The 24371-nt window shown below is 44.4% G+C and carries 23 protein-coding genes; 14 read left to right on the top strand and 9 right to left on the bottom strand.

All coding sequences use genetic code 11. The features are described 5' to 3' along the window. Positions 1-73 precede the first annotated feature (73 nt). The 3 genes from ACZ5Q7_RS08135 to ACZ5Q7_RS08145 form a co-directional block, all read right to left on the bottom strand. Positions 74-439, bottom strand: coding sequence for a YtxH domain-containing protein (locus ACZ5Q7_RS08135; RefSeq protein ID WP_343752045.1), 366 nt, complete (start codon positions 437-439; stop codon positions 74-76). Between the two features lie 131 nt (positions 440-570). Next, positions 571-1092 (bottom strand): tryptophan transporter, encoded by a 522-nt coding sequence (locus tag ACZ5Q7_RS08140; RefSeq protein ID WP_343752044.1) that lies wholly within the window; start codon positions 1090-1092, stop codon positions 571-573. 126 nt (positions 1093-1218) lie between these two features. Beyond that, on the bottom strand, positions 1219-1644 hold the full coding sequence (locus ACZ5Q7_RS08145; RefSeq protein ID WP_343752067.1) for an HIT family protein: 426 nt from the start codon (positions 1642-1644) through the stop codon (positions 1219-1221). Positions 1645-2264: 620 nt separating this feature from the next. Here ACZ5Q7_RS08145 and ACZ5Q7_RS08150 point away from each other — a divergent pair. Beyond that, positions 2265-3008 carry an ABC transporter ATP-binding protein gene (locus ACZ5Q7_RS08150; RefSeq protein ID WP_343752043.1) on the top strand — a complete coding sequence of 248 codons (744 nt, stop codon included), beginning with the start codon at positions 2265-2267 and terminating at the stop codon, positions 3006-3008. Further along, positions 3001-4215, top strand: coding sequence for an ABC transporter permease (locus ACZ5Q7_RS08155; protein WP_343752041.1), 1215 nt, complete (start codon positions 3001-3003; stop codon positions 4213-4215). Before ACZ5Q7_RS08150 ends, ACZ5Q7_RS08155 begins: the two co-directional genes overlap by 8 nt. Positions 4216-4295: 80 nt before the next feature. Here ACZ5Q7_RS08155 and ACZ5Q7_RS08160 read toward each other — a convergent pair whose 3' ends face one another. Together ACZ5Q7_RS08160 and ACZ5Q7_RS08165 are read right to left on the bottom strand one after the other, a co-directional pair. Next, positions 4296-5465, bottom strand: a complete 1170-nt coding sequence (locus ACZ5Q7_RS08160) for a M20 family metallopeptidase (protein ID WP_343752040.1) — start codon at positions 5463-5465, stop codon at positions 4296-4298. Between the two features lie 132 nt (positions 5466-5597). Beyond that, complete coding sequence (locus tag ACZ5Q7_RS08165) at positions 5598-6035, bottom strand: ferritin-like domain-containing protein (RefSeq protein ID WP_343752039.1); 438 nt, start codon at positions 6033-6035, stop codon at positions 5598-5600. Positions 6036-6187: 152 nt separating this feature from the next. Here ACZ5Q7_RS08165 and ACZ5Q7_RS08170 point away from each other — a divergent pair, with 152 nt between their 5' ends. Beyond that, on the top strand, positions 6188-6832 hold the full coding sequence (locus ACZ5Q7_RS08170) for a phosphatase PAP2 family protein (protein ID WP_343752037.1): 645 nt from the start codon (positions 6188-6190) through the stop codon (positions 6830-6832). A gap of 82 nt (positions 6833-6914) precedes the next feature. Then, positions 6915-7421, top strand: coding sequence for a thioredoxin family protein (locus ACZ5Q7_RS08175; RefSeq protein WP_343752036.1), 507 nt, complete (start codon positions 6915-6917; stop codon positions 7419-7421). Positions 7422-7509: 88 nt separating this feature from the next. Here the strand turns inward: ACZ5Q7_RS08175 and ACZ5Q7_RS08180 are convergent, their stop codons facing one another. Then, the gene (locus ACZ5Q7_RS08180) at positions 7510-8007 is read right to left on the bottom strand and encodes an antibiotic biosynthesis monooxygenase family protein (RefSeq protein WP_343752035.1); all 498 of its coding nucleotides are present in this window, start codon (positions 8005-8007) and stop codon (positions 7510-7512) included. Positions 8008-8171: 164 nt separating this feature from the next. Between ACZ5Q7_RS08180 and ACZ5Q7_RS08185 the strand changes: the two genes are divergently transcribed. The 4 genes from ACZ5Q7_RS08185 to hemY all read left to right on the top strand — a co-directional run bounded on the left by ACZ5Q7_RS08185 (position 8172) and on the right by hemY (position 13808). Beyond that, positions 8172-10325 (top strand): transglycosylase domain-containing protein, encoded by a 2154-nt coding sequence (locus ACZ5Q7_RS08185; protein ID WP_343752033.1) that lies wholly within the window; start codon positions 8172-8174, stop codon positions 10323-10325. An 88-nt stretch (positions 10326-10413) separates the two neighbouring features. Further along, positions 10414-11448: a uroporphyrinogen decarboxylase gene (hemE, locus tag ACZ5Q7_RS08190; protein ID WP_343752031.1), complete on the top strand. Its 1035-nt coding sequence runs from the start codon at positions 10414-10416 to the stop codon at positions 11446-11448. Positions 11449-11472: 24 nt separating this feature from the next. After that, positions 11473-12411, top strand: coding sequence for a ferrochelatase (hemH, locus tag ACZ5Q7_RS08195; RefSeq protein WP_343752030.1), 939 nt, complete (start codon positions 11473-11475; stop codon positions 12409-12411). Then, positions 12408-13808 (top strand): protoporphyrinogen oxidase, encoded by a 1401-nt coding sequence (hemY, locus tag ACZ5Q7_RS08200; protein ID WP_343752029.1) that lies wholly within the window; start codon positions 12408-12410, stop codon positions 13806-13808. Before hemH ends, hemY begins: the two co-directional genes overlap by 4 nt. Before the next feature lie 427 nt (positions 13809-14235). Here the strand turns inward: hemY and pepF are convergent, their stop codons facing one another. Together pepF and yhfH are read right to left on the bottom strand one after the other, a co-directional pair. Continuing rightward, positions 14236-16038, bottom strand: a complete 1803-nt coding sequence (gene pepF / locus ACZ5Q7_RS08205; RefSeq protein WP_343752028.1) for an oligoendopeptidase F — start codon at positions 16036-16038, stop codon at positions 14236-14238. A gap of 172 nt (positions 16039-16210) precedes the next feature. Continuing rightward, positions 16211-16339, bottom strand: a complete 129-nt coding sequence (gene yhfH / locus ACZ5Q7_RS08210) for a protein YhfH (protein ID WP_343752027.1) — start codon at positions 16337-16339, stop codon at positions 16211-16213. 100 nt (positions 16340-16439) lie between these two features. Here yhfH and ACZ5Q7_RS08215 point away from each other — a divergent pair, with 100 nt between their 5' ends. The 3 genes from ACZ5Q7_RS08215 to ACZ5Q7_RS08225 all read left to right on the top strand — a co-directional run bounded on the left by ACZ5Q7_RS08215 (position 16440) and on the right by ACZ5Q7_RS08225 (position 18955). Beyond that, a complete protein-coding gene (locus ACZ5Q7_RS08215; RefSeq protein WP_343752026.1) occupies positions 16440-17183 on the top strand; it encodes an MBL fold metallo-hydrolase in 744 nt (247 codons plus the stop codon). Between the two features lie 62 nt (positions 17184-17245). Continuing rightward, positions 17246-18241 carry a lipoate--protein ligase gene (locus ACZ5Q7_RS08220; protein WP_343752025.1) on the top strand — a complete coding sequence of 332 codons (996 nt, stop codon included), beginning with the start codon at positions 17246-17248 and terminating at the stop codon, positions 18239-18241. Between the two features lie 192 nt (positions 18242-18433). After that, on the top strand, positions 18434-18955 hold the full coding sequence (locus tag ACZ5Q7_RS08225) for a competence protein ComK (RefSeq protein ID WP_343752024.1): 522 nt from the start codon (positions 18434-18436) through the stop codon (positions 18953-18955). Here the strand turns inward: ACZ5Q7_RS08225 and ACZ5Q7_RS08230 are convergent. Beyond that, a complete protein-coding gene (locus tag ACZ5Q7_RS08230; protein WP_343752023.1) occupies positions 18903-19292 on the bottom strand; it encodes a YhjD family protein in 390 nt (129 codons plus the stop codon). The two genes, ACZ5Q7_RS08225 and ACZ5Q7_RS08230, sit on opposite strands and share 53 nt — an antisense overlap. Positions 19293-19484: 192 nt before the next feature. Here ACZ5Q7_RS08230 and ACZ5Q7_RS08235 point away from each other — a divergent pair, with 192 nt between their 5' ends. The 3 genes from ACZ5Q7_RS08235 (at position 19485) to addB (ending at position 24371) form a co-directional block, all read left to right on the top strand. After that, complete coding sequence (locus ACZ5Q7_RS08235) at positions 19485-20147, top strand: TVP38/TMEM64 family protein (RefSeq protein WP_343752022.1); 663 nt, start codon at positions 19485-19487, stop codon at positions 20145-20147. A gap of 72 nt (positions 20148-20219) precedes the next feature. Further along, entirely contained in the window at positions 20220-20768 is a 549-nt protein-coding gene (gene lepB / locus ACZ5Q7_RS08240; protein WP_343752021.1) for a signal peptidase I, read from the top strand. Positions 20769-20876: 108 nt separating this feature from the next. Further along, a complete protein-coding gene (gene addB / locus ACZ5Q7_RS08245) occupies positions 20877-24371 on the top strand; it encodes a helicase-exonuclease AddAB subunit AddB (RefSeq protein WP_343752020.1) in 3495 nt (1164 codons plus the stop codon).

Consider the following 24371-nt stretch of genomic DNA (forward strand, 5'->3'; position numbering starts at 1 on the left):
ACTTTTTATGTCAAAGACTCAAAAATAAATAACAAGCCCTCCGTTCCGTTAAAGTGGAATAGAGGGCTTGTTATTAGTTGGTTTCGTTTTGAACTTTGTCTTCAAGTTCTTTAAGGCTCGTTTCGATTTGTTCGAGGTATTTCTGAATGTTTTTTTGGTGTGGTTCTACCGTCGCTTTCCATGCAGTAACAGAACTCTTCATTTCTTGAGCCCATTTTCTAACGAGCACGACACTCTCTTTTGATGTTTCCACCATTTGTTTTTGTAATTGAATACATTCATTTTTCAGTTTTTCCAATCGTTCTTCCCATTCCAATTGCTGATCTTTGACTCGGTTACGTATATCCTGGCCAGATTCTGGTGTCAGCAGTAGTGCTGCAGCAGCACCGGCCGCTCCACCGGTAACGATGCCAAGAACAAACGATTGTTTGGTTGCCATAGGTTTATGCTCCCTTCAATGGTTTACTGACTTATTATTTCAGTCAATGAGATCCTGTTTGGGATCAGGTTAAAAATCCCCTGGACTTTTGATATGCCAGGGGATCAACCATTACTGTCGCATGCTGTGCATTAAGCTGTCATCAGTGGCTGTGATCGTTTCAAAATGGACTGGACAATAGGATAAATAACTATCATGAATACGGTATTCAATGCAGCTGCTGGAAGAACAATCGTTGCAAACAGCAGTGGGAATGCGCCGTTCATCAGTCCTATGATATATAGGGCAGCCATCAAAAAGACAGCACCACTGATCATTGTTCCGGCTGCGGTCAGTACTGGCACATGTATTTTGCTGTTCATACGATGTTTTATAAGAAGCAGCAGTCCGAAAAATAGGATGCCGGTGATCGGTTTATCAATCATGTTGGCAATTTGTCCCCCGGGTGTCTGTGTTGTCAAAGCTGAAATGACACCGGCTGCCACTGACAAGACGACAACATATTTCGCTCTGGGAAACAGCAATATTCCCAAAAACATCATCGACAGCAGCATGTCAGGTTTCATTCCGTAAAAGAATGGCGGAACGATAAAATGCAGTACAGCACCCATTCCCAGCAACAGTGATAAAAGCACCAAAACTCTTGTATTCATTTCTGACCTCTCCTCTTCTCATCTAAGCTCGTTTGGTTTTCCAGCTGTGCGCGTCGCCAACTGCGAAAACGTATTAACATTATACCAAAAAATCGGGCAAATAAACAGTAGTAATTTTCTAAAAGGCTACATGGATGCATTTATTTTCTGAGCAATTGACTGCAAATCGGCTTGAGTATAGTCATCCGCATGTGCGGCCCAGTTAGAGGAAAAACCGTCATTGTCCCCGTAGCGCGGAAGCAGATGAATATGTAAATGGAACACGGATTGATCAGCTGGTTTCTCATTGTTGTTCAAAAGATTCATACCGATGGGCTGATAAGCCTGTTTGATTGCGGCGGCAATTTTCGGAACGCGTTCAAACAATTGGCTTGCTATCTCTGGTGGTGTTTCATAAATATTTTTTACATGTGTCTTTGGAATAACAAGCGTATGTCCTTTTGTCACTTGGGAAATGTCCAGAAATGCATACACTTCTTCATCTTCATAAACGTTCGCGGATGGAATGTCACCGTCAATTATTTTACAGAAAACACACTCGTCATGCGTCATATTAATCATCACCCCATACCTGTTTTTATCCATTGTAAATAAAGAATAAGGAAGAAGTAAAGCAATCTGATAAAAGAAAAGCAGACCGGATTCACGGTTGTGAACCGGCCTGCTTGAATGAAGCAAGAGGATGACTACATCTAACGTTGGGGACTTTTGTAATATGGTTAAATAACATTTGTATTTAACGTTCATTACAAGAAACCGCTTTGTCAGTATCCCAAGAAAATTGAGACGTTCTGACAAATTGGTTTTAATGTTAGATGGTACCTGTTGATCTTACGTGTGCTATATGCAGACGCTTAGCTCAATCAGAAATGTCAATCACTTAATTATCGATCGCCAACACCTCATTTGTGTTTATCACGAAATTAATGATATTTTGCATTCCAATAGAAGCAATGGCTTTAAGCTTTTGCCAAATCATTTAATTGCTTTTCGCCAACACCTCATTTGTTGTGCATCACGAAATTACATGATTTTGTTCATCCCCTTGGCTTCATTCATTAGTATGGACCGGAAAATCTTTTTTAATACACATTTTTTGTCGATGAGTTTATTTTGGATTGGTTCCCGAAACATGATAAAATTTATAGGAGTGATGACGGGAGGGACAAGTTGTGGAACCTTTGCTGCATATCGACGATCTGTATGGTGGATATACACATAAAAACATATTACATGGCATCTCTCTTGATGTTTTTCCAAGCGAAATTGTCGCGCTTATTGGACTCAACGGTGCAGGAAAAAGCACTACCATTAAACATGTTATAGGCTTAATGCAGGCCAGAAAAGGAACCGTTGCCGTTAATGGCAAAACGTTTCAGGATAATCCGAATACCTACCGACAACAAATGGCCTATATTCCAGAAATGCCTATTTTGTACGACGAATTAACACTTTATGAGCATCTAAGGCTGACAGCCATGGCTTATGATATACCTGAAGAAACGTTCGAGAAAAGACTTGATCCGTTACTAAAGGCATTTCGAATGGAAAAAAGACTAAAATGGTTCCCGACGCATTTTTCCAAAGGAATGCGCCAAAAAGTGATGATAATGTGTGCGTTTATGATCCAACCGCCGTTATATATCGTGGATGAGCCATTTGTCGGGTTGGATCCGCTTGGCATTCAATCGTATTTGCAATGGATGGATGACATGAAAGCGAATGGATCAGGTGTGTTAATGTCGACACATATCCTTGCAACAGCGGAGAAGAACTGCGACAGGTTCGTTATTCTAAATGATGGTAGAATCAAAGCGAATGGTACCCTTGCTGAATTGAGGCGGGATTTTAACATGCCGGATGCATCTTTGGATGATTTATATGTGGCATTGACAAAGGAAGATAGCCATGTTTGATGCGCATAAATTTTTTAAAGAGCGATTTGCCGCACATATGAAGGAGACCAGCCGCTATCTGCGGTATATTTTCAATGGGCATATCGCTTTTGCGATGCTGTTTTTTATTTCTGCTGCAGCTTATTATTATCAGCGATGGTTGGCAGAACTTCCGGAACAGTTTCCAACTGCGGCGATTATAGGCATCATATTTGGTTTGCTCGTCAGTTACAGCCCGGCCCGGACGTTGCTGAAAGAGCCTGACCTTGTCTTTTTAATTGCTGCCGAACATAAGATGGGGCCTTATTTCCGGAACACACTGATATACAGTTTTGTTGTCCAACTTTACTTAGTGCTGCTTGCCGGTGCAGCATTCGGTCCGCTGTATGTTACGTCGTATCCGGACAGAGACGGCAGTATTTATTTATGGACGTTATTGGTCGTGCTTATTTTCAAGGGATGGAATTTGATGGCCACCTGGTGGATGATGAAAGTTAGGGAACCGGGCGTGCGTCAAGTGGATCAGACGGCCCGCACATTATTGAATATGGCTGTGTTTTATTTTGCGGTGCGTGGTGAAATGCTGTGGGCATCGATCACAACAGTGCTATTTGCGTTTGTTTTTATTTATGATTGGCGGAATTCCGTTAAACAACCGGGGATTGCGTGGGAGTTACTGTTGGAAAAAGACCGAAATCGCATGCAGACGTTTTATCGGATTGCTAACATGTTCACCGATGTTCCGCATTTGAAAAATCAGGTAAAGCGGCGTCATTGGCTGACTGGACTTGTAAAACGTGTGCCCTTGAACCAGGATTATACCTTTGACTATTTGTATCGTGTCTCTTTTGTCCGCAGTGCTGATTATTTAGGAATGTATGCGAGACTCCTCGTTATCGGTGGTCTGTTTATTTATTTTGTCCCGAACATATGGTTGAAGCTTCTGTTTGCGCTATTGTTTATGTATTTGAGTAGTTTTCAAATGGTATCTCTGTACCGCCATCATCGTACCATCATGTGGTTGGATTTGTACCCTGTTGGACTCGACGTGCGGCAGCGATCATTCGCCAAACTGTTGTATGAGCTCGCTATGATTCAAACGGTTCTGTACGCCCTTCTGTTTGTCTTCATGCAGGATTGGGTTGGCTCGCTGGGTGTCATAGCTGCAGGGGTATTGTTTATTTACATGTTCGTACGAGGTTATGTTCAAAGGACGATCATGGTTTAATGCTTCTATCGACCGTTTCAATCGTCATAAAAAAAGCATGCTCATCAGTAGATATTGGATGGGCATGCTTTTTTTAATCATTACTGCTTCTGGTACTCTAGATAAGTAGCGATCAGTGTCTTGGCTGCGGTGGGAATAGCCCGCTCGTCAATGTCAAACATAGGGTGGTGGTGCGGATATGGACTGTCTTCTTTGCGTGCACCGGTAAAAAAGTAGGCTCCTGGCTTTTCCATCGTGTAATAAGCGAAGTCTTCCCCGGCCATAACCGGCTTTACTTCTTCGCTTGTGTGGATAGCACTGACATGATTGGCCGCTTGAAAAACCAATTCTGCGTCCTGTTCGTTATTCACAAGCGGGGGATAGCCTTTTTCATAGTTAAATGAATACGATACGTTATGGCTTAAGCAAATGCCTTTAATGATTTTTTCCATTTCTTGAATCACTTGCTCTTGAACATCGTTGTCAAGATAGCGGACGGTACCAACAAGTCTTGCCTTGTCAGCAATGACATTGAAGGCATTGCCCGCTTCGAATTGACCAACAGAGACGACAGCGGTTTTCAATGGATCGAGCCGCCGGGAAACAATTTGCTGGAGCTGGGTTACCATTTGTGCTCCAATCGTGATGGCATCTTTCGTGTCATGTGGATAACCGCCATGTCCGCCTTGCCCCTGAACGATTATTTCAAAACGGTCCGGACCAGCCATAAAGACATCTTTGGACGTCTGCAGGACACCGAGTGGTGTTGGAGTCCACAGATGGGTTCCGAATACCGCATCCGCATTATCCAAGGCGCCGGATTCGATGATTGGCTTGGCGCCGCCCGGAGCATATTCTTCCGCATGCTGATGGAGGAACAGGATGGTCCCGGGCAATTCGTCCTGAAACTCTTTCATGGTTTTCGCAAGTGTCAGGAGGGATGCCGTATGACCGTCATGGCCACATGCATGCATAACGCCATCGACTTTTGATTTATACGGAACATTTTTTTCGTCTTGAATCGGCAAAGCGTCAAAATCAGCTCTGAGCGCAACAGTTTTACCCGGTTTTCCACCTGTTAGCGTAGCGATGACGCCATTGCCGCCAACATTCGTTTCATAGGGGATACTGAGTGTTTTATAATAATTGGCGATGTATTGGGCTGTTTCGGTCTCCTGGAAAGACACCTCAGGATACTGGTGTAGATAACGGCGTATATCAACCATTTCCGGATATAACTCATCCAATTTACTATGTATCGCTTGAAGCAATGAAAAGCCCCCTTTAACTGTTTCCATCTATTGTAACATTAATTCAGCTTGAGAGGGCAGAAAAATTGCAAAAACTCAGGATCTATATGCAGTAAAAAGAACTGCCCGTCACGAGCAGTCCTTGTTTTCTTATTAGGCATGTACTCTTGAATCACTCAGTAGTCGTTCGATTTCTTCTTTGTGACCTGTTTCGTCGGCAATCATATCTTCCAGCTTGACAACAAGGTCGGTGTAGCCGACTTTTTCAGCTTGCTGTTTGCGTGTTTCATATCGGTCAATGGTCGCTTTTTCTGATTCCAGGGAAGCTTCCAGCAATTCTTTTACTTCTGTTGGTTGCGGAATATCAGCGGCTTTCGTTGTCGGTGTTCCGCCCAATGCCTTTATTTTTTCAGATAAATATAGTGCGTGTCCCATTTCATCATTAATTTCGCTTTCGAAAAAAGGTTTTAATGCCGAGCGATAAAGCCCCGAAACGACTGCTGCGCTATACGTGTATTGAATAGCAGCTGCATATTCGTGCGCCAAATCGTCATTCAAACCTTCAATGAGCTTTTGTACCTCTCTATCCATTATTTAACCCAACCTTTCGTAATAATGTGACCACATACTTATAATTCCACATTTTATTTTTTTAAAACATCTGCGAACGGTAAAATATAAAGAAAATGACGATTGTTTTATCAGCCATGAAAAGCTGGAAATAGGAGGCGGGAGGCAGGGTTATGTTCAACAAATTAAACGGTGTGACCATCATGTTACTATGCATCATCTTGATGACAAGCGGCTTTTGGATCGTTCGTATCAGTCTGGGACAGCCGCTTTATCTGGATCAATTGACACGTGTTTATGTCAATGGATTAGCAGGCAGTGCTGTATACATCTTTTTCCGCTGGGTGACGGAGTTAGGATCGGGCACATTTTTGACACCATTTGTTGTGGTGATGTCCGTTGTACTCTGGCGACAATTCCGGGACTGGCTGCCGATTATCTTTTTTTCCATGGGCACACTGACGGCAAATGGGTGGAATGTTCTGATTAAACAGCTTGTTGAACGGGAGCGACCGAGTATTTTCGTGGCAGCCAATGCGGAAGGATACAGTTTTCCATCCGGTCATGCCATGATTCCAATGGTCTGCTACGGATTTCTTGCATATCTGTTAGCCCGGAAGCTGCGTTCGGATAAAAAAGCCATTGCCATTCGGTCCGGTTTTGCCTTGCTTATTTTTTTGATCGGCATTAGCCGCTATGTGATTAACGTCCATTATTTAACCGATGTTCTGGCCGGATTCATTTTTGGATTTGTATATTTAATGGTATTGATTTACGTTTATGAATGGCTGGGTAAAAAAAACATGAACGTTAATTGATTGATTCAAAAACCGAGCTTTGTGTATACTTTAAACGTTATGATTTATATATAGTTATTTTGAAAAAGTGGGAGGAATTGATGTGAAACAGAAACTGTTGATGATATTAGGCCCGATTGTTGTACTGCTTATCGCTCTGTATTTTGTTACAGATTTTAAAAGCCAGCAGGACACTGACGATCAGAAAAACCCTTATGGAAAAGATAACCTTGACCAGGCAACAATTGATCAGCTGGATAATCCGGACTATCAAAATCAGATTGTACCGAATGAATTGGACGAAAAACTGGAAAATGGCAAGGATATGTTCGTTTATTTTTATCATCCGGAATGCCCGCATTGTAAGAAATTGACACCGAGGTTAGTCCCGTTGGCACAGGAGATGAGTGTCGATATGAAAAAAGTGAATCTTTTGGAGTTCAAGAATGCTTGGGGCGCATATGGGATTGAAAGCACGCCGACGCTTGTGTACTATGAAGATGGTAATGAAGTGAACCGCGTCAATGGTGCACAACCGAATGATATGTTCCGGGACTTTTTTAATGAATATGCCGTTGATGATTCTGACGAAAATGATCAAGCAAGCTAAGGAGATAGGCTCGGCTTGCTTGATTTTTGCTGAATGAGCGAGAATCTCCACTCTTTGTTTAGAAGTGGAGAGCAGTTCATACGATATGTTAATCGGCTTCGATCATATGGTAACTCGTCACGAAAGGCTGATCTAAAAAATAGGCAGGAGGTTTGGCATCTGAGCCGTGTTTATGGGCTTGTTTAAATGCATCAGAGTTCTTCCAGTTGTCATAGTCGCTTTCTGAGGTCCACTGTGTCATAACGACATACGTGTTCCCTTGTTTTGGCCGGAGTAGTCGGAATGCTTGAAATCCCGGCATGGATTCTACGCTCTGCTGACGTTGCTTGAATGCATCTTCAAAGGTAGGCTTGCCGTCATCAGCGACAGGAATGTTATTCATAACGACGAAGCCATTCTGATGCATACTGCCATTTTCGATGACGATATCATAAGTCCTTCCGGAAGCGAAAACGTTTTTTCCTTCCCCTTCATAATACACAAGCGTACTAGTACCTTCCCGCATAAAATAAAAGGTGATATCGGTGTGCTTGGCGGGAATTTTTTTTAAAAAATCGAGTGTTCCATTTGTCATATACGCATTCATAGCAATGCTCCTTTCAGTGTCCTTACACTAATATACCATACCCGAATGACAGGTTACGTACCCTTTTTGCCATTACTGCCGCTGTCAATAACAGTTATCAACTAATAAGACGTATTATTTTCTTTCGTTAATGTAAAAATTGTCGTATACTGAGAAAGAGGTGAATGGATAAAACGATGAAACGATTAAAATGGCTTCTTCTGTCGCTCCTGTTTCTTTTGGTTATCGGAATCATTGGCTATGCTGTTATTCTGTTCGGCGGCCGATTTGTTGTGGATGAGGACGATTTGATCCTTGATGCCACAACAACGTTAGAGACACGCAACGGAGAAGTCATTGGTAAATTATATCATGAAAATCGGATACCCGTCACGCTTGAATCCATACCGGACCATGTGCAGGAAGCGTTTATAGCGACGGAGGACAGGCGTTTTTATGATCATGCAGGGATTGACTTCCAATCGATTGCCCGCGCTGTTTACCGTGACATTATTGCTATGGACAAAGTGGAAGGTGCCAGCACCATTACGCAGCAACTTGCGAAAAACTTATTTTTAACAAATGACAAAACATGGATGCGCAAAACGAAAGAAGCTATGGCTGCTATTCATTTGGAACGCCGTTTCTCTAAGAATAAGATCCTGGAACTGTATTTGAATGAGGTGTATTTCGGGCACGGTGTATATGGAATTGAGGCAGCATCCAGGATGTATTTTAACAAATCGGCACAAGATCTCACTCTTTCCGAAGGGGCACTTCTGGCAGGTCTTGTAAAAGCCCCAAATGGCTATTCCCCCATCAGACACCCGAAAAAGGCTGAAACACGCAGAAATGTGGTTTTGGAGGCAATGGAAGATACCGAAAACATTGCAACACAAAAGCGTATGCAGGCACAGGGTCGGACGCTTGGGCTAAACATACAGACATACGAACCTAAACCATGGGCAGCCGGTTTCATTGATTTAGCTGTTCAGAAAGCAGCGGACCGATACCATTTATCTATGGACGAATTACAGCGCGGCGGCTATCGAATTGTTGTCACCGTCCATCCGGAAGCACAGAAGATTGCTTACCGACAATTTCAGAATGATAGCCATTTCCCGGGGAATACCGACGGCGTGCAAGGGGCGTTTGTGATGCTGGACCAACAGTCCGGTGAGGTTGCTGCGGCTATGAGCGGACGGAATTATGAATTCGGGAATTTGAACCGGGTGACGGTAAAAAGACAGCCCGGATCGGCAATAAAGCCGCTTGCAGTCTATGGTCCTGCCATGATGACAGGCAACTACGACCCGTATTCATTGATTCAGGATAAGAAACAAGCGATTGATGGGTATACCCCGACCAATTATGATGGACAATATGCCGGTTCGGTCTCCATTTATCAAGCGCTTATAGAATCAAAAAATGCTGCCGCTGTCTGGCTTTTGAATGATATTGGCATCCCGTATGCTAAAGATTATCTGAATCAGCTCGGTATGCCTATTCAGGATGATGGATTGGCGATTGCACTAGGTGGCCTGTCTGAAGGGGTGACGCCACTAAAAATGGCGCAAAGTTATCGGGCATTTGCCAATAGCGGCAAAACCATCGACGCATTCGCTATTGAAAAAATGATGAACCGGGATGACGAGGTAATTCATCAAGCAGATCCAGAAACGACATCGGTATTTCGTCCGCAAGTGGCCTGGAATATGACACGTATGCTCTCATCAGCTGTTGCGGATGGAACAGCCAGCGCGGGACATTATTCAAAAGCGCTGGCCGGTAAAACCGGATCCACACAGCATCCGCATGTGGAAGGGGCCGTCAAGGATGCATGGTTTGCAGGATTTACGCCCAAGTATGCCATGGCTACGTGGATAGGATATGACACATCCGATAAGACCCATTATCTGACAACTGGCAGTGAAGCGCCGACACGTTTAACAAAGGCTATTTTGTCTGAAATGAACAACCAAACCCCGTTGACAGCTTCCTTTGATAAGCCCGCCAATGTTTCAGATTTACCGGAACCAATAGACTTACCAACAAACATAACATTACACGGGAATCATTCATTTGGCGGTCTGTCATTTCTGAAAGGAACATTGGAATGGACGGAGTCTGCTGATGATCGAATCGTTTATCGTATTTATCGGGAGGAAGACGGCTCGGATGAACAAATTGGCAAAGTAAAAGGAGATAACGAGTATACGATTAAGCCTTTCCCATTTTTCGACTCGTCCCGATACTACGTGGTCCCGTACAACCCGTTGACAGATAAGGAAGGCAAGAAGTCCAATACGGTCAAACTCTCTCTGAATAAGACAAAATGATGACAATCGTCGTTGGTTGCTATGCAGTACAGCTGGAAAGCGCTATAGTGAATACAGATGAGATACGTTTTAATAAGGGTGAAAATAAGTGACTACAAACATTAATGATACCATTATCAAAGCCTATAATGGGGAAAAAACAGATTATACACCCGCTTGGTTTATGCGTCAGGCGGGTCGCTCGCAGCCGGAGTATCGGCAACTGAAAGAAAAATATTCGCTGTTTGAAATTACACATCAGCCGGAACTTTGTGCTTATGTGACTCGTTTACCGGTCGAGCACTATGGGGTGGATGCGGCTGTTTTGTACAAGGATATTATGTCCCCGCTTCCGGCAATGGGAATGGAAGTGGAAATTAAAAAAGGCATCGGCCCGGTAATCGACAATCCGATCACGAATTTTCAGGATGTGGAGGCACTGGGCATGCTTGACCCCGAGCGGGATGTGTCCTATGTACTCGATACGATTCGTTTGCTTACAGAAGAACAGCTAAATGTGCCGCTCGTTGGTTTTAGCGGGGCCCCGTTCACACTTGCCAGTTACATGATTGAAGGCGGTCCGTCCAAAAATTACAGTAAAACAAAAGCATTGATGTACAGCCAGCCGGACGTCTGGTTTGCATTAATGGATAAACTGGCGGAGATGAGCATTGCTTATATGAAAGCACAGATTGATGCCGGAGCGAGAACGGTGCAAATTTTTGATTCGTGGGTTGGTGCACTGAGTGTGGATGATTACCGTTATTACATCAAACCGGTGATGCATCGTATTTGTTCCGCACTGCGGACAAAACAGGTGCCGCTGATTATATTTGGTGTTGGCGCGCGGCATTTGCTGCTGGAATGGAATGACCTTCCGGTTGATGTCATTGGGCTTGACTGGCGTACATCCATTACCGAAGCGCGAAAGATGGGGATTACCAAAGTGCTGCAAGGCAATCTCGATCCGGCTGTGCTGATCAGTGATTGGGAGACGATTGAGACGAAAACAAAAGCGATTCTTGATGAAAGTGTCGCGGATGGGAACCATGTATTTAACCTCGGACATGGTGTTACGCCGGACGTTAAACCGGAAACACTTGAAAAACTGACAACATTGATTCACACGTACGCCAAGCGCTAAGATGAAAGCAGAGGTGCAGTAAAAATGAAAAAAAAGAAATTGGGACTGCTCGTTATGGCTTATGGGACACCGTATAAGGAAGAAGATATTGAACCGTATTATACGGATATCCGCGGTGGGCGAAAACCGACAGAGGAACAACTTCAGAATTTGAAAGACCGCTATAAAGCCATTGGAGGTATTTCGCCACTAGCCAGAATCACCGAAGAACAGACGCAAGCTCTTGAAGACCAATTGAATTCGATGCAGGATGAGGTTGAATTCAAGGCGTACATAGGTTTGAAACATATTCATCCGTTTATTGAAGATGCCGTCCGACAGATGGCGGATGACGGTATTACAGAAGCTGTGTCGCTTGTTCTGGCGCCGCATTATTCCACATTCAGTGTCAAATCGTATAACAAACGTGCTAATGATATCGCAGAAAACTATGGGATTGACATAGGATCAGTTGAAAGCTGGTATAACGAGCCGGGCTTTATTAAGTACTGGGCTGATCAAATCGGCTCTGTTTATGGCCGTATGCCGGCTGACGAGCGGGATAAAGCCGTGCTGGTCGTTTCCGCGCACAGTCTTCCGGAAAAGATTCTGAAAGACGGCGACCCGTATCCGGAGCAGCTCAAGGAAACAGCACGGCTTATCTCCGAAGCGACAGGCATCGATAACTATGCGATCGGTTGGCAAAGCGAGGGAAACACCCCTGATCCATGGATCGGCCCGGATGTGCAGGATCTGACTCGCGAACTTTATGAACAGGAAGGCTACGAGTCATTTGTTTATGCACCGGTCGGGTTTATTGCTGATCATCTCGAAGTATTGTATGATAACGATTATGAATGCAAGGTGGTTTGTGATGAACTTGGTGTTAACTATCACCGCCCGGAAATGCCGAATAGCCACCCGCAGTTTATCGCAACTCTTGCTGATGTCGTGATGAAGAAAGTGAAGCGTGAAGTCCAATGAGCACACATAAAAAAATACTGATAGCAGGCGGTGGCATAACAGGTTTGACAACTGCCTACTACTTGCAAAAAGAAATCGCGGAAAAGGATTTGCCATATGACGTGACGTTAGTTGAAGCGGGCAACCGGCTCGGTGGTAAGATAAAAACAATTCGCCGTAACGGGTTCGTCATTGAACAGGGGCCCGATTCATTCTTATCCCGCAAACAACCTGCTGTGAAACTGGCGTATGAACTCGGCCTTCACGATCAACTTGTCCGAAATGGGACAGGGCAGTCTTATATTCTCGTCAATGACAAGCTACACAAAATGCCAAAAGGATCCTATATGGGCATTCCAAAGCAAATCCGCCCCTTTTTATTCTCAGGCATATTGTCACCAGCAGGAAAGTTACGAACAGGAATGGATTTGATTATGTCAAGGGGGAAACAGGGGGATCAGTCATTAGGGAGCTTTTTCCGACGCCGTTTTGGCAATCAACTGGTGGAAAATCAGATTGAGCCCCTTTTGTCCGGTATATATGCTGGTAATATCGATGAGATGAGCATCAAGGCGACATTCCCGAACTTTTACGATTTGGAACAGACGTACCGCAGTCTGATTAAAGGGCTTCAGGAAACCGACCCAAAACCAAAAACCAAAAACGACGGAAAAAAACAAGGTGTGTTTTTTTCTTTCAAAAACGGATTGGAAACATTAATCGAGGAACTTGAAGCGTCTCTGGGTGATATTGTGGAAAAAAATGCCGGAATTGATCATGTTGAGAAAAAAGAGCACGGTTATCACGTGCTTCTGAGCAATGGCGATGTTCATAAAGCAGATGCGATTGTGATGGCCACACCGCATTATACCGTGCCTAAAGTTTTCAGTCAATTTGATCTGTTTGACAGCTTTCAGGAGATTCCCTCTAATTCGGTTGCGAATGTGGCCATGGCTTTTGATGAATCTGCTATCAAGCAGGATATTGACGGAACCGGTTTTGTTGTATCACGAAACAGCGATTATCGCATTACGGCATGCACCTGGACTCATAAAAAATGGCCGAATGCGGCACCCGAAGGCAAAGCGCTTGTCCGTTGTTATGTTGGTAAACCGGATGATCAGGATGTGATCAATCTGTCGGATGATGACATGATCGACATTGTGCTGAATGATTTAAACAAAACCATGAATATAACACAAAAGCCTGAGTTCAGTGTTATCAGCCGTTGGAAGAATGCAATGCCGCAGTACACAGTCGGTCATAACGATATGCTTGAGCATGTCCGTGCATCGATGCACAAAGAACTTCCCGGTGTATTTTTGGCCGGAAGCTCCTATGAAGGCGTCGGCATCCCGGACTGTATCGGCCAAGGAGAACAAGCCGTCGCAGACGTTCTTGATTTTTTAAAAAACTAGAAAAAACGGGCTGGGACAAAAGACGTTTAGTCAAATAAAAATCCGAACTATGATTCGCGAAAAATCTGAATCAGTTCGGATTTTCATTTAGCGTAGGAAAAACACGGAGACTCCTGCGGGATGAAAAGCCTAGATAAGACCCCGCAGTGCGATAAGCACAAAGCAAAGCTTCCATGAGTAGGCTGCGACCTGCGAGGAGCGTAGGCTTCGACGAATAACCTTGCAACGCGACGAGCACGAGGAGGCTTATCAGCGCCCGCGGCAAAGAAGACACTGTGAAAGCGACCAAAGGAAGCTTGAACAGATGTCGCGCTTGTGCCTGGCAAGGTGAAAGCGTAGTGTTTTTCCGGAGCGGTGACTACGTCTTAACTATATTGTTCGTGTTTAGAAAGGATTTGTTCAATCTTATCCCAGTCCCTTTCTTTATTCAAAAGCTTTCTTCCAGTTCATCGACGAGCTGTCCAACATAAGCGACGGCTTCTTTGATAGCGTCTGGACTGGACATATCGATGCCGGCCTTTTTGGCGAGTTCAAGCGGTTTCAAGGTGCCGCCGGCTTTTAGAACAGAAAGCCAGCGATCCACGGCAGGCTGGCCTTCATTCCGGATTTGTCCGGCCATGGCGGTAGAGATGGTCAGTCCGGCTGAGTACGTATACGGGTACAGCCCCATGTAATAGTGTGGCTGACGCATCCATGTTAGTCCTGCTTTGTCATCGATGGTTACCGCATCGCCCCAGAAGTTTTGCAGGGCTTCTTTCTTCTGTTCCGTCAAAATAGATGCTGTCAATGCTGTTCCTTCTTCAGCCAGTGTGTACACGCGGCGCTGGAATTCGCCCTCAAGCAGATGGGTGACAAAGTTGTGATAGTACGTTTCTAAAAGCTGGCTGATAACCCAGCGTCGCATTCGTTTGTCGTTAGTTCTGGCAAGCAGATGATCGGCCAGTAGCAATTCATTCAAGGTGGACGGTGCCTCGATGAAATAAGTGGATGGACTTGTATTGACAAGGGACTGGTTTTCGCCTGCCAGATAAAAATGACCGGCATGCCCAAGCTCGTGTGCCAATACAAAAGCGCTCCGCATGGTGTCGGTCCATGTCATCATGATATAAGGATGGACGTCATACGGGGGGTCACAGAACGCTCCGGACTGTTTACCGATATTGTCTGCCCGGTCCACCCAGCGATTGTTAATGCCTTTTTCTATGATGCTGCTATATTCTGGTCCCATCACCTGCAGCGCCTCAAGGATGGTGTCTGTTGCTTCATCATACGTTGTTTCCGGATTAAATTCCGGGTCAAGAGGTGCCTTCAGGTCGGCAAAATGCATGTCTTTGAGTCCGAGTTGTTCTTGTTTTAGACGGGCAAACCGGCGCATGTGCGGTGCCAGCTCGTCCTGAATGATATCCAGCTGTTGGTGATACATAGGTTTCGTGACTTGCTGCGGGTGCAGCAGCATGTCCGTGACCGAATCAAAGTAACGTAGACGTGCCATGGTCACCTGTTTGGTAACTTCCGTGGCATACGTTGCGGCATAGGTGTTTTTGTAGTGATTCAATGTTTTAAAAAACGTGTCATATGCCTGCCGCCGAATCGTTGTATCCGGTGATCCTTCATAACGGTCCTCAAACAGGGATTCGGACATGGGCCATTGGTCGCCGTTACTGTCCGTGATCGGTTCAAACGACATATCCGAGGCTTTGCTGCGTTCATAGATCATATAGGGGGCGTTATGTATCTCCTCAAGTGCTGCGACTGTTTCTTCTATTTCTGGTGCCAGGGTGAACGGTTTTTTCTCCAGTATGTCCTTAAGGCTTTTTCGGTACGTTTCCAATTCCGGTTCTTCTGATAGAAAATAATCAATCGCGTCCTGGGAAAGCGCCAGCAGTTCGTTTTCGACAAATGCCAGCTTTGCCCCGACAGCAGCCATGACCGATGCCGTTTTGGCCGAATCGGCTTGGTTTTGGGGGTCCGATCCATCGGCGCTTGCTTTCAGACTGGCGTAGGTGGAAACGCGGATGAGCCGTTTTTCGAAATGGTCTTTTGCTTTTAGTCCGTTTAATAACTGCTGAGCACTGGTTGTCAGTCTTCCTTTATATTGGGTGACATCACTGACGTTGGCCTGAAGGGCGTTCAATTCTTTTTCCCATGCTTCTCTCGTTGCAAATAGGTCGGTTAAATCCCATGTTTCTTCTTCCGGTACTTCCGAGCGGACGTTCCGATTGGCAGTCATTACCTTACTCCTCCCCTGATATGATTGGTTTTCATATCCAATTATAAACGATACAAGATGGAAATAATATGATTTCCCCCACCGTTTCGCCAAAAAAAAATACAGCTGTGTGCATAGCTGTATCAGTGGAAAGAAAATATAGGTTTAACGTACAATGGAAATAGATGGGTGATCATAGAGCAGGATGATCACATTCATCGCATAAGTTGCCATAGCAGTCGGCTTTCTCATGCATGGTATGGCCGCAATGATGGCACTTCTTCTCCGGCAGGTTACGGAAAAACTCAACAATGTTATACATATGGCATCCCCCTTTGATTTGTTATTTATATTGTAATATAACAGTATGCTAAAAGTCAATACTGTGTTACAACAAAAATTAAAAATCGAGGTGATTACAGGTGAAGCTGACCGTTATTGGTTTCTGGGGGGCTTACCCGGCTCAGGATAGTGCGACGTCTGCTTATTTATTGGAAAAAGATGGTTTTAATCTGTTGGTGGATGCCGGCAGTGGTTCGTTGTCCAAACTGCAAAAACAGATACATGTGATGGATTTGGATGCGGTTATCCTTTCACATTATCACAGCGATCACGCGGCGGATATTGGTGTTCTGCAGCATGCTTGGCTCGTGCAGTCTTATTTGACAGGACAGAAGGGTGTGCTGCCGATATATGGACACACGGACGATAACGACCATTTTCGTCAATTATCTCATAAATTTACGGAAGGTGTTTCTTATGATCCGGATACTGAATTGGTGATCGGACCGTTTTCGATCACTTTTCTGAAGACTATTCATCCGGTTCCGTGTTACGGGATGCGCATTACGGATGGCGACACGACGATTGTTTATACAGCAGATACAGCGTTTATGGATACATGGATGAATTTTGCCAAAGACGCTGATCTTCTTATAACGGATTGTAATTTTTATGCGGATCAAAACGGATCGGTTGCAGGCCATATGACAAGTGAAGAAGGGGCCTCCATTGCAGAAGGGGCGCATGTCGGTGAATTGCTGCTTAGCCATCTGCCGCACTATCGTAATACGCATGATCTAATTGATGAGGCCGGCGTGTATTTTTCCGGAGACATTTATTTGGCGCGGGAAGGACTGACTTGGGAAAAAAATAATAACTTTTGAATGGTATAACCATTTCGGTTACACTGATAGATATGGAATATTTAAGTCAAGGGGGCGTTGCTATGAAATTTATTGATAATCAGGGTATCACCGACCCAATGGTTAACTTGGCGATCGAGGAATACATTTTACAACATTTCGGGGAAGAGGATACATATCTGCTGTTCTATATTAACCGGCCTTCGATTATTGTTGGGCGGAACCAGAACAGTGTGGAAGAAATTAATACGGACTATGTGGAGGAAAATGATATTAAGGTTGTCCGGCGTCTTTCCGGTGGCGGTGCGGTTTACCATGATGAACAGAATCTTAACTTTAGTTTTATTACACAGGATGATGGGGAAAGCTTTCAGGACTTTGCCAAATTCACTCAGCCTGTCGTTGATGTCTTGAATAAATTGGGTGTGCCTGCCGACATGAAGGGCCGTAACGACCTTGCTGTTGAAGGACGGAAAATTTCCGGGAATGCGATGTTTTCAACCAAAGGGCGTATGTTCAGCCATGGAACACTGATGTTTGACTCCGCTATTGAAAATGTTGTGGAATCTTTGAATGTTAATAAAGAAAAAATCGAATCAAAAGGTATCAAATCCATTCGCAGTCGCGTTGCCAACATTTCCGAGTATCTCGATGAAAAAATATCGATCGAATCGTTTAAAGAATTGATTTTGAAATATGTTTTTGATGTGGACGATGTGAACGATGTCCCTCGTTATGAATTGACTGAAGCGGATTGGGAGGAGATCCACAACATTTCCGAAAACCGCTATCAGAGATGGGAATGGAACTTTGGGCGATCACCGAAGTTCAACGTACAGGCGTCACATAAGTTTGACGGAGGCCTTGTTGATGTGCGGCTTGATGTAAAGAATGGCATCATCGAAAATTGTAAAATCTATGGAGACTTTTTCGGACTGGGTGAAATCAGCGAACTGGAGGACAAGCTTACCGGTGTCCGTCATGAGCGTAAGGCTATTGACGAAGCACTTGCCGACGTTGATGTTTCCTACTATCTCGGTAAAATTTCGAGAGATGAGTTCGTTGGTTTGCTTTATTGAATGGAAACAGACGTTCATGTGACATCTATTTCCGAACGCATCATCTATTTGGATCAACTCTGTCCAGCCGACGCTGAATGGTATTGGTCCTTTTTTTATGAAAATCGAATTTCCTCTATCATTTTTGCAAAAAATCTGGTAAATTATAGTCATGCCTCTTTCTTTTCATGCCAATGAAAGGATGAAAATTAAATGATCAATAATATGTATTCATCGACATATGAAGTTACTCCGCTTACGATGGCCATTGTGGCGGCCCCCGAAAACCATACAAAGCCATCAGCCATGGTGTTGGAAGAGGAGGGAACATGGATAGTGGAAAACACCCCAAGCAAGATTATGGAAAATGCGTGCAAATTTTTTGGTTCGAGTCTCAAAGGTCGTCAAGAAGGTACACGCAGTATTTGCGGCATTACCCATAAGGCCCCGATCTCCATTGCTCCATCATGCGGTATGTATTTCTTTCCCACCGCATCACCATCCAGCCACAAGTGTTCATGGATCGCCCATTCCCATATTGAACAGGTGAATAGAGGTCCATACCGGCAAACAGAAATCATTTTTAAAAACGGCAAAACCATTTTGCTGGACGTATCTTTCGGCTCTATCCTTAATCAGGTGCAGCGCACGGCTCAATACAGGTACATGTTGGATAATCGCATTAAGTATGCGCAGCGGGATCATGTTGATGTGGTGGCTGAACCTTATCCATAAGTTCCTGCATAATTGATTTTACTCGCTTGCGAATAACCGGATTAAAGTAATTTCGTTTTTCCTCTCGTCCGCTGCAAACGAATAAGTAGGATGAGAAAGAATGGCTCTTGTTCAACGCAACAACCTGTACGTTTCTGTCCCGCATCATTTTCCGTAAATCATTGCGTTCATTGATGGCTTTAGTGTTCATGGCTTCCAATAGGTTAAGATAAGGCTCCTTTATTTTGAATGTCCCGGCCTGAATATGCTGGATATCCTGCTGTATGACAGTGATTGCCATGGAAAGAAATAAGAACCGTGAAGCAAGGTGTAATTCGTCATCGGTCAGATAGCGCATAGAATCTCCTCCGTAAACGAACATTTGTTCCATTTCATTATATGATAAACAATCAAAAAAATACACTAAAATGAAAAGAAAGAGGCAAAAAAATTATATTCTGCTAGGCAGATGTAGACGTTTATTTTAAAATGATGATAGAAATACTAATTGTGAATCGATGCATGGAATGGGTGAGGGGACAATGATGTTATGTACTTGCTAAACGTCAGCCTGATGGATTGGAGGCTGTGGCTGGAGCAGGGAAAGATGGATGAATATATCCTGGAATTACTGAATGAATATGAAAGCCTTGGTCCACTGCCGGGAATCCTTTTACCATTTATAGAAGCATTTTTGCCTTTCTTGCCGCTCGTAGTGTTTGTGTTTGCCAATGCAGCGGCGTACGGTCTTTGGAAAGGGTTCATATTATCATGGTTGGGAGCGTGTGTTGGATCCATTCTCGTATTCCTGGTCATTCGTCGACTAGGAGATAAGCGCATGTTCAAAGCCATTCGTCGAAACAAACAAGTGCACCGGGTGACCAACTGGGTGGAACGGCATGGCTTCGGCCCCTTGTTTCTGCTGATGTGTTTTCCGTTTTCACCGTCGTCAGTTATCAATGTGGTGTCAGGGTTATCCAGAATAAGCACACATCAATTTATTCTTGCGGTCCTGATGGGCAAATCAGTTATGATTTTTTCCATTGCGTATGTAGGATCCAGCATATTGGAATTCGCCAAAAATCCGGTAAAAACCATTGTCGTTGGAATATGTATTCTATTGTTCTGGGTGTTTGGGAAATATATGGAACGTCGGTTAAATCGGAGAGCCACAGAAAAAGAATTTTCGGAAAAACATCAGGTTAAAAAGTAAACGACCGGGGTATGCTGTTAAAAGCAGAATCACTTGCTTTTTCTGCAAAACGAAACCCTGGAGGAACATGCTATGAAGAAAAAAAGTATACGTAAATATTTTACCATCATTTTATTGGCTGTTGTTCTGGCTTTCGTTTTCCGGTCACAGCTGTTTGCCAGCTACATTGTAAATGGTGAATCGATGGAGCCAACCCTTTATGACGGCAATCTGTTGATGGTCAACAAAGTCGTTTACGATCTTACGGATGTGGATCGATTTGATATTATTGTATTCCATGCCAATGACACGGACGATTATGTTAAACGGGTCATTGGTTTGCCGGGTGATGACATTGTTTACAAGAATGATAAATTGTTTATTAATGGTGAATATATGAAAGAACCGTTTTTAAAATCGTTCAAGAAAGCCAGCGCCATCAGGCCTTATACCGGTGATTTCACATTGAAAGAAGCAACCGGAAAGACAACGGTGCCGGAAGGGAAATTGTTTGTTATGGGCGACAATCGCAAAGATAGCCTGGACAGCCGCAAAATCGGTTTTATACCGATTGACACCGTTGTTGGCAAAGTGGACATTACGTATTGGCCTTTTTCCGATCTTCAGTTGGGTTTCGGCTGACCAGACTCTGAAGGGGCCCAGAGCATACATATATTGATAAGTGTCATCAAACCTGTTCTCTGCTAAAATGAGAACAGGTTTGATTTTTTCATTAAGGGAGCGGGAGAGATGGGACTCCGATTCTTACTGGGAAGAGCCGGAACCGGCAAAAGTGGAAAGATTTTGGATGAAATCAAAGAAGCGTTGACTGCTGATCCACAAGGGGCGCCTATCTATTATATGGTGCCTGATCAAATGACGTTTCAACAGGAATATGCTCTGTTTCAAGATGAGAAAATAGAGGGAAGTACCCGTGCCCATGTCGTTAGCTTTTCACGACTGGCCTATCGCGTGCTTCAGGAAACCGGCGGCGGGACAAGACAATTTATCAGCTCGGTCGGTACACAAATGATGCTCAGGAAAATTATTGAAGAAAAGGAAACCGAATGGACCATTTTTCAGAAAACGCTCGAAAAACAAGGTTTTCTTGAGCAACTGGAAGCCATGATTACTGAGTTCAAACGGTATCGAATCACCCCTGATATGCTTTATATGCAAGTTGAACAAATGAAACAATTTGTCCATAAGAAGCCAGGTGAAATGACACTGGCCAGTAAATTGAATGATTTGGCGTATATGTATGAAAAATTGAATATGGCTCTGCAAGGTCAATACGTCGACAGCGAGGACCAACTGCAGATGCTTGCCGATCAAATAAAAGATGCCCCGATGTTGGAAGGCGCAACCATCTACATGGACGGATTTCACCAGCTGTCACCGAAAGAACAACTCGTCGTGAAAGCTTTACTGAAAAAATGCCGGTCAGTGACAGTGGCATTAACAACGGATATTCCGGGTGTAGAACGTCCCTCTGAGCTTGACTTATTCTATCAGACGAAGGAAACATACCATGTGCTTCAAACAATCGCACAGGCGAACGGAATTTCAACTTATGAGCCGGACGTACTGGGGACCGAAGTTGACAGATTTTACACCCGGCCCTATTTCGCTCATTTGGAGCGATATTTTGATGTGCGGCCGGCACCAGTTTATGAAGGCGAAGCGCCCGTTCAGATTGCCGAAGCGGTTCATCCGCGAGCTGAAGTGGAAGGTGTTGCTCAGGAGATTCTTCGTCTCGTCAGAGAGGAACATTATCGTTTCCGGGATATAGCTGTATTTATGCGTCAGACCGAGGTCTATCATGACTTAATTGAAACAATTTTCAGTGATCACGATATCCCGGTATTTATTGATGAAAAACGTACGATGCTGAATCACTCAATGATTGAGCTGATTCGTTCGGTTCTGGAGGTCGTTGACGGTAACTGGCGTTATGATGCGGTGTTCCGCGTGCTGAAAACCGGCTTCATTCCGCCTGCTCATTCGACATACCCATTGAATGATGATGCGATTGACGAATTGGAAAATTACGTCCTTGAATATGGCATTCGATCACGTGAGCGTTGGCTCGGGGAGGATGAATGGATTTTCCAGCGTTTCCGCGGTTTTGATCGCTCTACTCAGACGGATGCGGAAATAGAGACGCAAAAGCGAATTAACGCCTATCGCAGCCAGGTTGTGCAGGCATTGCAGCAGTTTGACCGGGAGATCCGTCAAGCAAAAACCGTACGTGAACGATGTGAGGCTATATATCTGTTTTTGGAACGGGTGAACGTACCTGGACGACTGGAACAGATGCGGGAGATGTATGACTCAGAAGGTGATCTGGAAAAGGGACGGGAACAAGAACAAGTGTGGAATGCGGTCACTCAGCTGTTTGATGAAATAGTTGAAATGGCCGGCGATGAAACGATGACGCTCAAAACGTTTCGCTCGGCTGTTGAAGCCGGATTCGAATCACTCACGTTTGCCCACGTCCCACCCAGCATCGATCATGTTATCGTCGGAACCATTGACCGTTCGCGCATTAGTGGTGTCAAGTGCTCCTTGCTGCTTGGGGTGAATGACGGCACATGGCCGATGAAGCCGGAAGAAGATGGCGTGATCAATGAACAGGAACGTCATCTTCTTTCTGAGCATGGCATTGAGCTGGCTGAAAGCGGGAGTCGCCAACTTCTTGATGATTGGTTTTATATGTATGCGGCTTTTACGTCCGCCAGTGATTACTTATGGGTCAGTTATCCGTTAAGTGATGAAGAAGGCAAATCAAAAATGCCATCCCAACTGATTAATCGACTGGAAGAACTATTTCCGGCATGCGCAGACCATATGCTGCTGCAGGATCCGGATGAATTGCTTGATGCTGAACGATTCATTACGACACCAATCAAAACACGAGCCGCACTGACGGCACAACTAGCGCGCAACCGTAAAGGGTACCCCATGAAGGATGTATGGTGGCATGTGCTGAACTGGTATATACAACATGAACCGAAAGACAGCACCACTTACAACATATTGCAAAGCTTGCATTATCAAAACCAGCCTGTCCACTTGTCGCGGGATACAGCGCATCATCTTTATCCAAAACAGGTGCGAGCAAGTGTATCGAGACTGGAATCTTATTACCGCTGTTCGTATCAACACTTTGCAAATTATAGCCTGAATCTGCAGGAGAGAAAAACGTATAAATTGGATGCTCCGGATATTGGCCAACTTTTCCATGAAGCACTAAAAAAAATTACCGAATGGATTCAGAACGAGGGAAAAGAATTTGCCCAAATCACGAAAACGGACAGTGCCGGCTATGCTCATCAGGCTGTCGAGAAACTGGCCCCCGCGTTGCAACATCAAATTTTGCATAGTTCCAACCGATATAAATACATTCAAGAGAAACTCCAGGAAGTCATTACCCGGGCAACGTACATGTTGAGTGAGCAAGCCCGGCAGAGTGAGTTTACTCCAGTGGGTCTTGAACTTGGCTTTGGGGACAGGCAGACACTTGAACCGGTTACTCTCGCATTACCAAACGGCTTTGAGCTGATGCTGCGCGGGCGTATTGACCGGGTTGATAAAGCAGAAAATGACCATGGCTTATTTTTACGAATTATTGATTATAAATCAAGTGATCAGAGCTTGAACTTACTCGAAGTCTATTACGGGCTGGCCCTGCAAATGTTGACGTATCTGGATGTGGTTCTGTCCCAGTCGGAGCAATGGCTCGGCACCAAAGCAAACCCAGCCGGCGTGCTTTATTTTCACGTGCACAATCCGATGTTGTCCATCAGTAAACAAATGACCGATGCTGATATTGAAAGGGAATTATTTAAAAAGTATAAAATGCAAGGATTGCTGTTGTCCGATGAAGAGGTTGTTAAACTGATGGATACATCCGTCGAATCCGGAAAAAGTCACATTGTTCCGGCCGGCGTTAAAAAGAACGGAGGGTTTTACAGCGATTCCAGAATAACGGACCAAGAATCGTTCTCCGCGCTGCAGCAACATGTTCACCAGCTTATGATTCAAGCCGGTGTAGATATTACTTCAGGCGGCGTTGATTTAAACCCGTATCAGCATAAGGGGCGGATTCCGTGCACGTATTGCCCGTTTTTATCGGTCTGCCAATTCGATCCGTCGCTCGAGGAGAACAATTACCGAAAGCTGACGGATATGAATGATGAAGATATTTTTGAACAAATCCGCCACAAGCAGAGGGAGGAATAA

Source organism: Lentibacillus halophilus, from assembly GCF_055395055.1.